Raw genomic sequence first — 15,906 nt, 5'->3', positions numbered from 1 at the left:
CTTTGAATCCTTATTTACGGGCAAATTGCTCTTTAATCAGAATGAGATCGTCATCACCGAGGTATGAACCTGACTGAATTTCCAATAGCTCCAAAGGAATTTTTCCAGGGTTTTCAAGCGTGTGCTGGTGACCAATAGGAATGAAGGTAGATTGGTTTTCGGTTAACAACAGGGTCTTATCCTGAATCGTTACCTTCGCGGTACCAGACAGAATCACCCAGTGTTCAGTGCGATGATAATGCATCTGTAATTCGAATGATTCACCCGGTTTCACCGTAATACGATTTACGTTAAAACGTCCGGTGTTAACGATCAGATCGCAACGTCCCCATGGCCAATAGGTTTCACGGTGACGGCGATACTCACTACGACATTCTGACTTCAGGAATTCAACGACACGTTTTACGTCCTGCACCTGATCTTTACGCGCAACCAGTACGGCATCTTTGGTGTTTACGATCACGAGATCTTCTACACCAATGGCTGCAACCAACTGGTCTTCACTGTTGATATAGCAATTTTTGGTGTTATGCAGGAAAGTGTCGCCCTTCAGTGAGTTACCCGCTGCATCCTTCTCATTCACTTCCCACAGCGCTGACCATGAACCGACATCACTCCAACCTGCATCCAATGGCACAACTACAGCCGCGTCGGTTTGTTCCATTACCGCGTAATCAACGGATTCATCCGGACACGCGATAAAGTCATCTTTATCGATGCTAATGAAGTCACTGCCTTCTTTCACGTTAGCCATTGCACGCTGGCAGGCTTCAAGAATATCAGGGCGGAATTTTTCCAGCTCTTGCAGGTAACGTTTTGCGCGGAACATAAACATGCCGCTGTTCCAGTAATATTCACCGGATGCGAGGTAATCTTCCGCTGTTTTAAGATTGGGTTTTTCGACAAAGCGTTGTACGCCGAATGGGGCGTTCAAATCATCCGAAATCTGGCTTCCACGATGGATGTAACCGTAGCCTGTCTCAGGACCTGTCGGCACGATACCGAAGGTGACTAAATGGCCTTGCTTGGCATATTTAGTAGCAGTTGTAATTGCCTGATGGAATGCTGCACGATTTTCAATAACATGGTCTGCAGCCAATACCAGTAGTACAGGGTCATCTCCCTGCTCAACCGCATTCAGCGCAGCGAGAGCAATGGCCGGGGCGGTATTACGGCCAACCGGTTCAAGGATGATGTTGTGAGAAAGCTTGTTGATTTGGCGAAGTTGTTCTGCGACCAGGAAGCGGTGCTCTTCGTTACAGATAACCAGAGGAGCGCGTGCTTCAACTCCAGTTAAGCGGTTGACGGTTTCCTGAAGCATTGAGTGCTGCCCATGCAAACTGATGAATTGCTTTGGATAAAGTTCGCGTGAAAGGGGCCACAAACGACTGCCGGTTCCTCCGGCCATAATTACGGGAAGTAACATTCCACAACCTCTAATGTGTCATTTAAAACTGCTTTATCAATTTAGAGCGGGTTATTTTTTCAACGCATTATAAAAAACAGCCACGCTACCGCCCTTGGCTTGCAGCAACCAATATGCTGTGTAACAAGTCAAATTTGTGTGCACCGCCTCTCTTACATGAGGCGGTTAATTATTCATCAAGCCTTAGCCCACACCAAAGCCACCGCAAATAATACATTTTGTGCTGATGAAATAACATGGTTATTGTCTTATGCGACTGTTACGAAGCTTTATATCACCTAATCGTTTCGCTTAAATCCAACCCATTGACCTGATTGAATATAGTTGTTTTTTCGGATAGTTAAAGCTCGAATTTTCTCCATGGTCTAACATTGGCATATAGAGTTCGAACGTTAATCTTATCTGCCCGGGTTTAGGAATAATCTGTGTTTAAAATCACGCGCGTGATTAAAAAACAAACAACCATGATGCTAGTAAATTTAGCCATAAAAAAACCCGGCAGATGCCGGGTTTTGATCAATTCATCGAGAGTTACTTAAACCCATCCGGATTCTTACTCTGCCAGTTCCACGTGTCGCGCATCATCGCATCGATCCCACGTGTCACCCGCCAGTCCAGCTCATTATTTGCGAGCGTCGCATCCGCCCAGAACGCCGGCAGATCGCCATCACGACGCGGCTTAAACTCAAATGGAATCGCCTTACCAGAAGCCTTCTCGAACGCTTTAATCATTTCCAGCACCGAGAACCCTACCCCGCCGCCAAGATTATACGCCTTGTAACCGGTGACTTTCGGCAGATGATCCAGCGCCTTCAGGTGCCCTTCGGCCAAATCCACCACGTGGATATAGTCGCGCTGTGCGGTGCCGTCTGGCGTGTCGTAGTCATCACCAAACACGCCCAGCTTCTCCAGGCGACCAATCGCCACCTGCGCGATATACGGCAGCAGGTTGTTAGGGATGCCGGTTGGGTCTTCACCAATCTCGCCAGACTCATGCGCGCCAACCGGGTTGAAGTAGCGCAGCGCGATGGCTTTGAAATTCGGGTCAGCTTTAGCGAAGTCGCGCATCACGAATTCGATCATCAGCTTAGAGGTGCCGTACGGGCTGGTGGTGCCACCGATTGGCGTGGTTTCCACGTAAGGAACCGGTGCATCGGCGCCGTATACGGTCGCTGATGAGCTGAAGATGAAGTTCCACACGCCAGCAGCGCGCATCTCTTCCAGCAGCACCACGGTGCCTGCCACGTTGTTCTCGTAGTATTCCAGCGGCATGCGCGTGGATTCGCCGACGGCTTTCAACGCCGCGAAGTGAATCACAGCAGAGATGTCGTTGGCTGCAAACAAGTCACGCAGGCACGCGCGATCGCGGATGTCGCCTTCAACGAACACCGCTTTCTTGCCCGACAACTTCTCCACGCGATTGACGGCTTCGCGCGAAGCATTGCAAAGGTTATCCAGGACCACAACGTCGTCGCCGCGCTCTAACAGCGCCAGCACCGTATGGGAGCCGATGTACCCTGCTCCGCCCGTTACCAAAATAGCCATGTGTACTCCTTTAAACCGCGCAAGCGGCGCGGCATGAGAATGGATTATTTCGCCAGAATTTTCTGGATAGCTTCGCGGAAATCACGACCCTGTGCGTTGTTACGCAGACCGTAAGAAACGAATGCCTGCATGTAGCCCATTTTTTTACCACAGTCGAAGCTGGTACCGGTCAGCAGTTGTGCATCAACCGGTTTCTTCTTGCTGAGTGACGCGATGGCATCGGTCAGCTGGATACGGCCCCATGCGCCCGGCTCAGTTTTTTCCAGCTCTTGCCAGATGTCCGCAGACAGCACATAACGACCGACCGCAGTCAGGTCTGAGTCCAGCTGGCCCGCTTCTGGTTTTTCAACAATGTTGGTGATGGTGCTGATGTCGCCTGGGTTATCGATCGGCTGCTCGGTGGTCAGAACACCGTATTCGGTCAGGTCTTCGCCTGGCATGTGTTTCGCCAGTACCTGTGAGTGACCGGTTTCTTCGAAGCGCGCGACCATGGCGGCGAGGTTATAGCGCAGGTGGTCAGCCGTAGAGTCATCCAGCAGCACGTCTGGCAGCACGACGACAAATGGGTTATCACCGATCATTGGGCGTGCACACAGCACAGAGTGGCCGAGACCCAGCGGGTTCGCCTGACGCACGTTCATAATGGTCACGCCAGGAGGACAGATTGATTGCACTTCGCTCAGCAGCTGACGTTTTACGCGCGCTTCGAGCAGCGCTTCCAGCTCATAAGTGGTGTCGAAGTGGTTTTCCACTGCATTTTTGGAAGCATGGGTGACCAGCACAATCTCCTTGATGCCCGCTGCTACACACTCGTCAACGATGTATTGAATCATTGGTTTATCGACGATTGGCAGCATCTCTTTCGGGATAGCTTTTGTTGCAGGGAGCATATGCATACCGAGACCCGCAACCGGGATTACTGCTTTAAGCTTGGTCATATTTATTCCATTTCATGAAGTGAATACGTGGGGTCGATTATGCAGGATCGGCCGGTGCAGCAAGTATAATCTTTATCTGAAAATCCGACACTAACTCTCTGTCACGACATCAAAAATCGCCAAAACGCCTGGCTGCCGCTTCGCCTGAGACACGGAAAATGAACCGGCTAAACTGCTGAAAAACAGTGGGAGATTGATGGAAAAAGCACCGGGGATAAGACCATTGATTTGCAGAATGGATGAGGGGGATTTTGGCGCGGGCACTCGCTCAAAGCTCATACCCGCGCTGATAGCGTCGTTATCCTAAAACTTACAGCCAACCCTCAAACCACTCCGGCATCACGAACAGATTGAAGTGATTCACCAGCATCATCAGGCCGACAAACACCACCGACACCGAAACCCACTGGCGGGCATACGGCATAAAGCGGATACCAATCACCGGCTTGATAAAGAACGGATGGGCGAAAGCAGAAATCAGCACCTGCGAGATGGAGAGCGTCAACGCCACATACAGTACGTTCGGCCAGATGTAGGTTGTCGCCAGTACCACGACCACCACCAGACTCGCCACAATATTCCAGTAAAACTCGACGTTAGTCTTGCCGTTCGCCTGGGAAATCGCGCCGGTTAAGCCCCCCATCGGACGCAGCATGCCGAACAGCAGCATCAGCGGAATCAGATGGTAAACCTGCTCATGCGATGCGCCATACAGCACGCGTACGATGACCGGAGACAGAATGCCAATCGCCAGATACATCGCGCTGCTGAACAACATGATGACGAAGGTGCCTTTCAGGAACAGATTTTTCAGCTGCTCCGGATCGTGCTGCTTCTCGGCGAAACGCGGCAGTGCCAGACGGTTAATCACCGGCGATACCAGTTTCAGTGGCTGCAGAATCAACTCTTTTGCCAGCGAGTAGATCCCCAGCATCTCCGCGCCCATCACTTTACCCACAATCAGTGCATCCGCCTGGGTACGCAGTTGGTTGATGGTCTGAGAACCCAGCTGATAAATGCCGTAACGCACCGCGCTGATGAAGGTCGCCCCTTCAAACTCCCACGTTGGACGCCACGACTTCTCCCCGAAGTAGATCATGCACAGGATGCGGGTAAAGGCATTGATGAACAGCCCAAGGATGGCCGCCGCCACCGTGAGCGAAGTGAAGTAGAGCATCGCCACGGTACAGATGAACGCGAACAACTTGGTGGCCATCTCAATCTTCGCCAGCGTCACCATACGTTTGGATTTCACATAGTGCGCCTGATACTGCGACAGATGTCCCAGCACGAGGAAGTTGAGGCTGGTGAGCATGATCAGCCCGGTCAATTCAGGCAGGTGATAGAACCACGCCACCGGGAAGGCAATCGCCAGCATAATCAAGCCGGTACACAAGCTGAGTGAGACGTTGACCCAATAAATCGTACTCTGCTGGCGGCGGTTGATGTCCTGGCGATGCACGATGTAGCTGCTCATTCCCATATCCTGCAACACCGTTGCCACCGCCAGAATGGCGTTGATAATGGCTAATAAACCCAACTCATGCGCTTCCAGTTTTCGCGCCAGAACGCTGAGCTGTAACACCTGCAGCAATGCCGCGAAGCAGGTACTGCCAAACAGCCAGACGGCCTGTTTTTTTAATCCGCTCACACCATGCGCTCCAGAATTTTAGCCAGCTCGCCATAAGCGATGTGCTGATTGAACTCGGTTTCCACTTTGTGTCGCGCAGCAGCCACGACCGGCGCGACATCGACATCACCGCGTGACAGACGCAGCAACGTGTCAGCCAACTCTTCGGCATCGTTTTCGGAGACCAGCCAGCCGCTGACGTTGTTCTGAATCAGCTCCGGGATGCCGCTGTGATAGGTCGAAACCACCGGCAGCCCCACCGCCATCGCTTCCATCAACGCCACCGGAATGCCTTCCATGTCGCCATCGGCTGCGGTTTTCGACGGCAGCAGGAAGATATCGGCATCATTCAACGCCTGACGAATCTCTTCCTGCGGTTTGAAACCTGGCATAGTGACAAAGGCTTCCAGTCCGGCACGCGCGATGTGTTCACGCATCATGCCGTCCTGCTCACCGTTGCCGATGATGGTGAACTCGAACTGCCCACCGTTGTTGCGCAGAATTTCGCTGGCTTTTACCGCCACGTCTAAGCCCTTTTTCTCGGTCAAACGCGCGACCGAAACAATTCGCAGCGGCTGATGAAACGCCTCACGCGGCCTGAAGTTAAACTTCTCAGGCTCGATGCCCATGCGCGTCACGTGCACCTTCTCGCGTGGACAACCCATCTCAATCAGCTTGTTCTCCCACAAATGGCTGATGGGCAACATCAACTCGCTCTGTTTGAACAGGTTGATGTAATCGAGCTTGTGCTCTTCGAGAATGTGACGGCGTGAAATATCCGCGCCATGGAACACCGTCGCCTGCTTGCCTTTCAGCACGCCGAGCTCACGCAGTTTGTTGGCCAGCGCACCGGCATAACCAAAGTGCACCAGAAACACATCTGCGGTGAAGGTTTGCTTCGCGTTAGCAACAATCGCGGGCAGCAGCAGCTTTTTCGCCTGCTGGCCGTAGCGGCCAACGTTGAGTGATTTGATTAACGCCGGCTTCGCGATTTTCGGCAGCATCAAACCAATGCGCTGCGTCAGCTTATCGAGATTCGAAACTTTCTCTTCCGGCAGTAAATAGTGAGTTTTCGCCGCCAGATTGTAATCATCGAACGCGGCGTGGCGATTGATCATATCGCCCGGAAACACGGAGATGATCTCCACGTCATAGCCTGCATCGATGAAATGCGTTACCTGATTGAGGACAAACGTCTCAGAGGCAACCGGAAAACGCATGGTGAAAAAGGTCAGCTTCATCACTTACCCCAGCACGTTGAGAATTTCTGCCGTAATGCGGTTACCAATTTCACGCTCCTGCGCCACCGCGGTATCCACTTTGCGCTTCACATTGTCGTAATCGGCCAGCACGGTTTGTACTTTGTCGATCAGCGAGCCATCCATCAGGCTTTGCACGTCGGTGGCCATTTGCGGCAGTCCAAGCTGCTTCATCACACCGAGCGATTTGTGCTCATAGTTGATGGCCACGGCTGGGGTACCGAAGTTCATGGAAATGATGGCGGAGTGCAGGCGGGTGCCAATAGTCAGGTGACAATGGCTTAGCAGGATGCCGAGTTCGAGGTCGTTGAACTCGTCCATGATGACATGGTAATGCTCGGGATTTTCGACGTGGTCGCGTAGCGTCAGCGCCACCATCCGGTCATCTTTGGCGTAGCTGTCGATGCCGGTACAGGTAGAGAAAGCCACCACCTGATAGCCTTCAGCAATCATCGCATTGATGACTTTCCCAAAGGCCGCTTCGTACTCTTTCTGCGTCACGCCGAGACGTTTATCGAACGGTGCCAGTTCACGCACGGTGATGGCGATGGTTTTACGCGCGCTGATGATGTTTTTCCAGTGCAGCAGGTTGTGGCTCGGATTCTCCACATCGCGTGCTTTCACCAGGAAGGCGGTATCGACGCCCTTCTTCACGCGGCTGGTGGTGACGCCGTCTTGTTTCAGGCGATCGAAGCTGACCTCTTCACGCAGCACCAGGCTATCGACGCGATCAAACACGAAATTGGCCAGCGCATTCACGCGTGGGTTCTCAAAGGGTCCCACGGAGTGACCGACCATGTGCAGCGGCTTTTTCGCCATCAATGCACAGAGCGCGTGGTCAAACTGCGTCACACCATAAAGATCGACGAAGAACGAACCGCCCACCTGAATGATGGCGTCATACTGTTCCAGACTTTTGGTGAACTGCGCCAGATGGGGCGGCACAGAGAACGATTTGTACAGGCCACCCTTGCCCAGATGCGCCATCATGATTTCGGGCATCAGGCGGTTGGCCACTTTACGTTTAACGCTGCCCACCAGCCCTTTCGCTGATTTGCTGTTATGCAGAAACAAGGAATCCTGCTGGATATCCTGTTGCAATAAGTACCCGGAGCTTGTTGGATAACGACTGATCACATCAATATCGAGGTCGCCACGCGCAGACTGCAAAGAGTCGATAAGTCCACGTAAAATCGCGCCATCCCCACGATTTCCACAGGTATGGTTTCCCACCAATAAAATCTTCATAAACACTCCAGAAAAATTTTTTTAATTTTTTACAAGCCACGTCATTTCCTGCACGGGCAAAGTGAACTCTGTGTTAAAAAACTGCAATGGGAACAATGCCCAAAATAGAAAATCTGTCCTCAAACGGGCGACCTGCAGGCCGCTCCCAACCTTTCCCGGAGAGGGCGCAAACGGCTGCGTCCTCTCCGGTTACTGCATTACGACTTCACCGCAAAATAGGGTAACGCCACCTGTTCGCCGTTAATCACCACCGAGACAAATCCTTTCGGCTCGCGCGTATCTACCTGCTCCGGTTTCAGCGCGCGCGAGGCCAGCAGCAGATCGCCCTGCTCGTTGCCGCCTATACCCGCTTTTCCGTTGTGCAGACTGAAGCGCTGCGGTGCTTGCTGGCTGCCGCTGGCAGGACTGCCCTGCGCCATGGTGGCATCCACACGCGCACAGCGTCCGGTGAGGAAGCGGTCCTTGGCGGTGCTTTTAATCAAAATAGCGGTGGTGGGTGTCCAACCAGCCAGCTTGACGAACACTTTCGTGTCCGTCTCTGAGCGCGGTTCAAAGCGGACATCCACCACGGGTGAACTGCCTTCGGCAGACCAGCTGGCTTCCGCATTTTTGGTTTTGCGTTGCAGATGAATAACCGCACGGCCGCCGGTGCCTTTACCATCAATGACGTTCATTAAGGGCTGATTAGCCGTGCCATTATTGAATTGCGATTGACCAAACACCTCTATCTCCCAGCTGTCTCCCACCGTAGGTGAGTAGAAGTTGCCGAGTTCAAACCAGGTTTCCTGGTTGGTGTTATTCGCCAGGCGGAAGCGTGAGGTGATGTAGTTGTATTTCAGGCTGCCATCGATGGCGACACCGTAAGATTCCACGCGCGTGGATCCCATCTCCCAGATGTTGAGCCAGCGCTCACCTTCCATCGAGTTATCGATCCAACTCCCCGCCTGCAGGTTGGTCTGGCGCATGTTCAGTCGCGAGTTGTGCGCAATCAGCGGATTTTTACAGTCTTCAATGCTGAGCGCATCGATAATCCACTGCCCATTGGAAATGTCACCGGGAAACTCACTGTGCTCGATCCAGCCGTTATGAATGATCGACTGGCTGCAACGTGGCAGATTCAACACCTTACCGCCTTTACAGTGCTGGGCGTTGAAGTTGGAGAGTTCAATCGCCGTGCTGTGATCCCAGGCGCCAGCCTTTTGGCCCGACCAACTGGCTTTGATCACATCACCGGTACAGGCATTGGCGTACCACTGGTCGATTTTACAATCCAGCGTATCCAGTAAGCTCAACGACACTCCGCCAACCTGATTGAGTCGCAGGCAGGCACCACGGAAAAATTGCCCGCCGGGGCACGTGTTGCGGAACAGCCCCTGCTTATTAGGTCGCTTGTCGTTTTGACCGTTGAAAATCAGATTGGAGATTTCAGTCCAACGCGCGTTCACCTGGAACAGGAATTCAGAGCGACCGTCTGAAGTCAGCGTGGTCGCCGGGAAATAGCCAAAATTGACCATCGCGCCTGAGATACGGAAGTAGCGTCGTTCTTCATTACCGAAATCGCACTCGGTGACGAAGAAATTGCCTGCCGGGAACTGCACACAGATCTGCTGATTGGCATCAATTGACCATTGATACATGGCTTTTATCGCCGGTGCGGCATCGGTTTTGGCATCGGCAATAGCGCCAAAATCGAACAGCGTCAGGCGATTAAAATCTTCAACCACGCGACGCCAATAGAAGCCTTTACCACTGAAGATAACGCCGCCATCATCTTTGCCGTCACCAAAAGCGCCAACGAATTCCCCGCCGCCCACTTCTAAGCCTTCATGCCAGCTTTTCAACTTGATTTTGGCACCCGCGAACAGCGGACGCGTTTTCCTTAGCTCCTCAACCGACGGGATTTCGCCAATCAGCTGATAGCCATTCGGCTGCGCCAGACGTTGACTAAAGTTACTCGGATTCGGTCGTGAAACATCTGCAATCGAAAACAGCGTATTCCCTTGATCGTCTTCCACCACCATGGAGTGAGCAGGATTGGCGATCAACGCTGCATTATCGTGGATGAATTGCGCGAAGTTGCCCTTATTTAGCGCAATAGGCTGGCTGATTTGTGACACTTTACCGCTGGCATCGCGCAGGAAGACCGGAATCTGATTGCCCGCTTTGCTGGCATCCTGACCGGCCTGCCCGATCCACAATTTGCCCTCAAAGTTCTGCCAAAACTGTGGTGGCATAGTGTAGACATTTTCTGGCGTTAAAATCGGCACATCGCCCTGCGGTACGCTGGACGGATCGACAGCCTTCAAAGCCGGTTGACCACTTTTTGCCGCATAGCTGGAAAATGCGCTCACTGAGAGCGCGGCAACAATGGAGGAGGCTGCAGTTTGCAAGACTTCTCTTCTTTTCATGCTTTCAATCCCGTGGTCATGGGGCTGCGTAACAGCCATAAATGTGATCCCGGAGGCATTTAGCCGTCATACTTCACGCCACAAGGGCGTTGGCTGCCTGCCTTCGCCCCTGTCACTTACTCAAGTAAGCTCACGGGGACTCAAGCATTTGCCGCCTTCCTGCGGCATGAATTATTTGGCTAAACCAGGGCTAGCCAGCTTTGTTTGATCTGGTTACCGTCAAACTTCAGCGCAGTTTCTTTGGTTTTTTCGCTCATGGCATAGAACAGGCTATCGTCACTCGCCAGCTGTTCCATCCGCGCCAGAAACGTCGATTTGTCATTCATCGGCACCAGGAAACCATCTTCCCCGTGGTTGATGATTTCCTGCGGGCCGGTTGGGCAGTCATAAGCCACCACCGGCAATGACCAGGATTTCGCTTCGAGCAAGACCAGTGGCAAGCCCTCATAACGCGAGGTCATCAGCGCCATGTCGCTGTCACGGTAGTAATCGTTGATGTTGCTGACTTTGCCGACGAAGTTAACGCTATGGGTAATGCCCAACGCCGCAGCCTGATCGTGCAGTTGCTGACGCAGTTCGCCGTCACCGGCAATGACCAGCGTCCACTCAGGATGGGTTTTGCTGAAATCAGCCCAGATATCCAGCAACAGGTCGAAGCCTTTTTGATTGTCCAGACGCCCCACCGCCAGCGCCTGACGGCTGCGGCTTTGGCGCTGAAAGGCCTTGTACACCACCGGATTGGGGATCTGCTTGCTGGCAATATTCCAGCGGCTGAACACCTGATGATCTTTGTCCGTCAGCACGATGACCTGGTCGTAATAGCGCAGCAGCATCCACTTCAGTGCTTTAATGGGCTTGCTGAAGGAGTTAATCGCGATGTGTTCACAGGCGTAGGCTTTAAAGCGTTTTTTCTTCATCGCCATCAGGTTCCAGAAGGCGAACATTACGCTCAGGCGACCCATGCTGATCAGAAATACGCTGTCGAAGCCTTGCTGATGAATGCTTGCCACAGCGCTTTTAATCGGGTTGCTGTGCCCTTCAAAACTGACGATCTCTTTCACGCGATCGAACGGATAAAAGGTTTTGCCGTGTCCTTCCAGCGAATAAATGGTGACGGCGTGCTGCTCTCCGAGGCACTCCGACATGAAATTACAGATGTTTTCTGTGCCCGCGTAGGAGTAGGCATCCTTAATCACTAAAACGATCTTTTTCATAAAACGCTTTCCACCTCAAAATGTGAACTTAAGACCCAACGCCTTCGTGCTGCTCACGTCGTAACAACACAAGGGATGCCGGGTCTTAACGATGCTTCAGGGTGAAGAGAACGCCGTTCACCATATACCAGCCGTAATAGTAATAGATTTTTAACGGATTGTTTTTATAGATAATTCTTAATAATTCGAGGTGCCATTTCGCCGCTTTATTCTTGTTGCGCGAGAGGGAATCGCCCAGCTCGTAATAGTTGACGAGCGTCTTCTGGATCACCCGAGCTTGCTTGTAGCGGAGGAACAGTTCGTAGAGGAACAGGAAATCTTCATGTCCTTTACGCTGGAAGAAGATGCCCTGAGGGGGACGGCGGAAACACACGGAAGAGAAGCAGACGCGATACTGCTTCTTCACGAAGTTTTCCTGCTGCAGATAGGGTTTGCTGTAGAGAATATCGTGGTCGGCGGTTTTGGTTTTGTAGTGATAATGCGTGATGACAAAATCATCACCCGCCGCGATCGCCGCAGTCTGTTCGGCAAGTTTATCGACGTGCCATTCGTCGTCACTGTCGAGAAACGCAATAATCTCTTCTTGCGCGGCACGCAGACCCACGTTACGTGTTTCCGCCGCACCGAGGTTGACTTCATTGTTAAGAATGGTGATGCGCGCATCAGTGCAGTGTTCGCGTACATAGGCCAGCGAATCATCGGTGGACTGATCATTTATTAAATAAAGATGCCAGTCGCTATAGGTCTGATTGACGATCGACTCTACCGCACGCAATACCGTTTTACGCGCGTTATACATCGGCATCACGATACCGACGGTGCCAACATGATTTGTCATTTGCATACCCGGAGTGTCAGGAACCAAAAAATTGCTCCCGGTGCGGGAGCAAGTGAAATTTTTATAAAGTGAATCAGGAGACGGCTCGCCCGCCAGAGAAGCGAGACTTCACCTTATCGAACAGTCGATTCAGGAAATAAGCCCGGTTATCACGATTGGTCAGGAAGAAGTAGCGCGCGAAACTGAGGCTCGCCTGCAGTGATTTACCATCCATCTTGTAGCGCAGCGGCAGCTTGAACGCCTTATAGGTATGGACGTCACGTGCCGTGAGGTGCGGCTTCATGGTGTCCAGCCAGAAGAAGGAGTACTTCACCGACTCGCCTTTGTGCTTGGAACCAAATTTGGTTACCAGATGGTACGTTGCCAAAGGTTTATCGATCATCACGAACGCGTAGCCCATGCGATCGGCGCGGATGCAAAAGTCATAATCCTGATGGCGAATGTAGCGCGCATCAAAACGGATTTTGTCGGCATCTTCGCGCTTCAGCACAATGGTGCTGGTCTGAATAAAGCCATAACAGCCGAACAGATACTCCGCCACGGTTTCGTTTTTGCCCGGCGGCTGCATCGGCATCACTTTCAGGAAGCTGCCGTCCTGATGAATGTTCACCTGGCTAAAAATCACATAGCGCGATTTGCCCTGTGCCTCCAGTTTGCTGATGGTGTCGTGCACGGTCAGTAGCTTATCGGCAGCCCACTCATCATCGGCATCAAGGAAGCTAATGAAATCGCCTTCAGCCAGTTCAATACCCTTATTGCGGGCGCCCGCACCGTTCAGTTTGATCTGGGACAGTTCCAGCTTGATGTCCAGATCCTGATAACGCTCACTGCGAACGACCTGCGCCAGTTCGTCTGCATCAGCCGATTTGTCATCGACGATAATGACTTCAAAATTGCGATAGGTTTGCGCTTTGACACAATCTAGCGTCGTGACAATTGATTTCGACGCGTTATACGCGGGAATTACAATTGAGAAGCGGATGTCCTGCATTGCCAGCACCTCTTAAACAGCTGTTCCAGATTTAACGGTAGCGCGGACAGCCCTCAGAAAGGAATCGGCTTTGTTCTGAAAAATCATACCGTTATTTCTCTTTCTCATTGAGCTGCTGCGTTCCATCACGGAGGTTCCTATGAAAGTTTGTGCTGTGTGTATTTTCGCGGTGCAAAACGCACCATAAAAAGGGGCGGATAATCCGCCCCTGAGTTTTACTTAGCTTTTGGTTTCTTTGCCGTATTCGTAGTTGTAGTAGTCGTAGCCATAACCGTAGGCATTCGACGCTTTACGTACCACGGCGTTAAGGATGACGCCCTTAATCTCGATACCGTTCTGCGCGAAGCGCTTGTAGCTGACATCCAACTCTTTAGTGGTGTTGGTTTCGAAACGCGCCACCATCAGCGACGTACCGGCCAACTTACCGATGATGGAAGCATCGGTCACCGCCAGAATCGGTGGGGTATCAATCAACACCAGGTCGTAGTTCTTGCTCGCCCAATCCAGTAACTCACTCATGCGACGATGCATCAGCAGTTCAGACGGGTTCGGTGGTACCTGACCGCGTGGCAGGAAATCAAAACCGTACACGCCTTTCTGAATCATGGCCGGGGAGAACTCACTCTTGCCGGACAACACATTGGAGAGACCCATTTTGTTTTCCGAACCGAGCAGCTCATGGGTATAACCTCGGCGCATATCACCATCGATAAACAGCACACGCTGGCCTGCTTTCGATACCAGGGTCGCCAGGTTGGCACAGATAAAGGTTTTACCAATACCCGGGCTGGCACCGGTAATCATCAGAATGTTGTTTTTGGCTTCCATCATCGCGAAGTGCAGGCTGGTACGCAGGCTGCGAATCGCTTCGATGGAGAGGTCGGTCGGATTACCCAGCGCCAGCAGCGTATTATGTGGGTCACTCTTCTCTTTGTGACCACGACGCGCCAGGGCTTCTGTATCTTTCTTACGTTGCCACTCTGACAGCGGTACGCTGGCATAGACGTTCATGCCCAGCTCTTCCAGCTGCTCAGGATTCTCAATACCGTGATGGAACAGCGCTTTCAGCAGCACCAGACCCACAGAGAGAATCAGACCCAGAATAAAGCTGGCGGCAATAATCAACAGTTTCTTCGGTGCCACCGGGCTACCGGCGGTTTCCGCACGGTCGATGATGCGCACATCACCCACGGTACTGGCTTTACTGATTCCCAGCTCTTGCTGGCGATTCAGCAACTGCATGTAGATTTCCTGACCTGACTGCACATCACGTGTCAGACGCAGAATTTCCTGTTGGGTTTGCGGCATACCGGCAATTTTCTTGTTCAGTTTTGCCTGCTCGTCTTCCAGGGTTTTGCGTTTTTCCAGCAGCGCGCGGTAAGTCGGGTGATCTTTGGTGTAGAGCTGTGACACTTCAGCTTCTTTGAAGGTCAGTTCGTTCAACTGGCTCTGCACGCTAACGGATGAGTCGAGAGCCGATTTCGCTTCCAGCGACATATCCACCGATTCATTCTGGCGGCGATAGGCGTTGAGCTTGTTCTCCGCATCATCCAGACTGCTACGCACTTGTGGCAGCTGGTTGCGCAGGAACTCCAGGCTCTTCTCAGCCTGCTCAGATTTGCGGTCAACGTTCTGCAACAGATAGTTATTCACGATCTGGTTCAGGACGCGACTCGCCTGCTCTGGATCTTCATCCTGGAACTCAAGGCCCAGCACACCGGTGGTTTTACCTTTGTCGGCAACGGTCAGCGCGCCCAGCACGTTTTTAATCGCCTGCAGATCGCTCAGCTTAGTGACGTTGAAGCTGGTGCCTTCGTCAGCCTGAATGCCGCTGACCAGCATAGTGACATCACCGTGCTGCTCCATCTGACCCACACGACCTTTGAACAGCTCATCGCCATCTTTGGTAACGGTGTAAGTCTGTGGACCGGTCACTTCCAGCTCGACGGTACGCTTGTCGATGGAGCGTGGAATTTCCAGACGCGAGATAGCAATTTGCGCCGGCTTATTGCCCATCAGGCGAGATAAACCTTTACCAATAACCGGGAAGTAATTCTGCTGCACCACGGTGTCCAGACCGAGGTCATTAACCGTTTTGCCCAACACCATACGCGATTCAACAATCTGAATTTCCGTATCAGATGCTGGCGTGGTTGGCAGCACATCCTGCAATTCATTCAGAACAGAAGCCGTGTTTTTCTGCTCTACCTGAACCATGGCATCGGCGCTGTAAATAGGCGTTGCAAACAGTGTGTAGAGCGTTCCGGCCAGCATGAAGAAGGCGGTAACGGCCACAATGATCCAACGATGATCAATCAGCTGTCCCACAAGATGCGCCAGATCCCATCCATTCGAATCTTCTTTTGGCGCGGTCATAACCTTGTTTTTAATATTCATGGATATTCCCAA

The 15,906-nt window shown here is 52.2% G+C and carries 11 protein-coding genes; all 11 read right to left on the bottom strand.

The window, feature by feature from the left end; translation table 11 throughout:
* Positions 1-10: 10 nt before the first annotated feature.
* A complete protein-coding gene (locus tag WFP70_RS00475) occupies positions 11-1,426 on the bottom strand; it encodes a mannose-1-phosphate guanylyltransferase/mannose-6-phosphate isomerase (protein WP_337022313.1) in 1,416 nt (471 codons plus the stop codon).
* 531 nt (positions 1,427-1,957) lie between these two features.
* Positions 1,958-2,971: a UDP-glucose 4-epimerase GalE gene (galE, locus tag WFP70_RS00470; protein ID WP_058962022.1), complete on the bottom strand. Its 1,014-nt coding sequence runs from the start codon at positions 2,969-2,971 to the stop codon at positions 1,958-1,960.
* A 44-nt stretch (positions 2,972-3,015) separates the two neighbouring features.
* Positions 3,016-3,909 carry a UTP--glucose-1-phosphate uridylyltransferase GalF gene (gene galF / locus WFP70_RS00465; RefSeq protein WP_097116653.1) on the bottom strand — a complete coding sequence of 298 codons (894 nt, stop codon included), beginning with the start codon at positions 3,907-3,909 and terminating at the stop codon, positions 3,016-3,018.
* A 310-nt stretch (positions 3,910-4,219) separates the two neighbouring features.
* Positions 4,220-5,560 (bottom strand): MOP flippase family protein, encoded by a 1,341-nt coding sequence (locus WFP70_RS00460; RefSeq protein ID WP_045832317.1) that lies wholly within the window; start codon positions 5,558-5,560, stop codon positions 4,220-4,222.
* Entirely contained in the window at positions 5,557-6,780 is a 1,224-nt protein-coding gene (locus WFP70_RS00455; RefSeq protein WP_337022312.1) for a glycosyltransferase, read from the bottom strand. The genes WFP70_RS00460 and WFP70_RS00455 overlap by 4 nt, the downstream gene beginning before the upstream one ends.
* 3 nt (positions 6,781-6,783) lie before the next feature.
* The gene (wcaK, locus tag WFP70_RS00450) at positions 6,784-8,046 is read right to left on the bottom strand and encodes a colanic acid biosynthesis pyruvyl transferase WcaK (RefSeq protein ID WP_034824781.1); all 1,263 of its coding nucleotides are present in this window, start codon (positions 8,044-8,046) and stop codon (positions 6,784-6,786) included.
* A gap of 197 nt (positions 8,047-8,243) precedes the next feature.
* Positions 8,244-10,454, bottom strand: a complete 2,211-nt coding sequence (locus WFP70_RS00445; protein WP_034825254.1) for a phage tailspike protein — start codon at positions 10,452-10,454, stop codon at positions 8,244-8,246.
* 179 nt (positions 10,455-10,633) lie between these two features.
* Positions 10,634-11,668 (bottom strand): glycosyltransferase, encoded by a 1,035-nt coding sequence (locus WFP70_RS00440; RefSeq protein WP_182057062.1) that lies wholly within the window; start codon positions 11,666-11,668, stop codon positions 10,634-10,636.
* Positions 11,669-11,753: 85 nt separating this feature from the next.
* On the bottom strand, positions 11,754-12,506 hold the full coding sequence (locus WFP70_RS00435; RefSeq protein ID WP_160832702.1) for a glycosyltransferase family 2 protein: 753 nt from the start codon (positions 12,504-12,506) through the stop codon (positions 11,754-11,756).
* 73 nt (positions 12,507-12,579) lie between these two features.
* On the bottom strand, positions 12,580-13,497 hold the full coding sequence (locus tag WFP70_RS00430) for a glycosyltransferase family 2 protein (protein WP_337022311.1): 918 nt from the start codon (positions 13,495-13,497) through the stop codon (positions 12,580-12,582).
* Between the two features lie 219 nt (positions 13,498-13,716).
* Complete coding sequence (gene wzc / locus WFP70_RS00425) at positions 13,717-15,894, bottom strand: tyrosine-protein kinase Wzc (protein WP_337022310.1); 2,178 nt, start codon at positions 15,892-15,894, stop codon at positions 13,717-13,719.
* Between the last annotated feature and the right edge of the window lie 12 nt (positions 15,895-15,906).

Origin of the sequence: Pantoea sp. USMM079 (assembly GCF_037153115.1) — a bacterium.
Lineage (GTDB): Bacteria > Pseudomonadota > Gammaproteobacteria > Enterobacterales > Enterobacteriaceae > Pantoea > Pantoea communis.
Note: the sequence above shows the minus strand (reverse complement) of the source record. Positions and strands in the feature narration are given on the sequence as shown.

Bases quoted from the DNA above. Each gene is read 5' to 3' on its own strand.
- wzc (WP_337022310.1), bottom strand. From the start codon at position 15,894: ATGAATATTAAAAACAAGGTTATGACCGCGCCAAAAGAAGATTCGAAT.
- WFP70_RS00430 (WP_337022311.1), bottom strand. From the start codon at position 13,497: ATGCAGGACATCCGCTTCTCAATTGTAATTCCCGCGTATAACGCGTCG.
- WFP70_RS00455 (WP_337022312.1), bottom strand. From the start codon at position 6,780: ATGAAGCTGACCTTTTTCACCATGCGTTTTCCGGTTGCCTCTGAGACG.
- WFP70_RS00435 (WP_160832702.1), bottom strand. From the start codon at position 12,506: ATGACAAATCATGTTGGCACCGTCGGTATCGTGATGCCGATGTATAAC.
- WFP70_RS00445 (WP_034825254.1), bottom strand. From the start codon at position 10,454: ATGAAAAGAAGAGAAGTCTTGCAAACTGCAGCCTCCTCCATTGTTGCC.
- wcaK (WP_034824781.1), bottom strand. From the start codon at position 8,046: ATGAAGATTTTATTGGTGGGAAACCATACCTGTGGAAATCGTGGGGAT.
- galE (WP_058962022.1), bottom strand. From the start codon at position 2,971: ATGGCTATTTTGGTAACGGGCGGAGCAGGGTACATCGGCTCCCATACG.
- galF (WP_097116653.1), bottom strand. From the start codon at position 3,909: ATGACCAAGCTTAAAGCAGTAATCCCGGTTGCGGGTCTCGGTATGCAT.
- WFP70_RS00475 (WP_337022313.1), bottom strand. From the start codon at position 1,426: ATGTTACTTCCCGTAATTATGGCCGGAGGAACCGGCAGTCGTTTGTGG.
- WFP70_RS00440 (WP_182057062.1), bottom strand. From the start codon at position 11,668: ATGAAAAAGATCGTTTTAGTGATTAAGGATGCCTACTCCTACGCGGGC.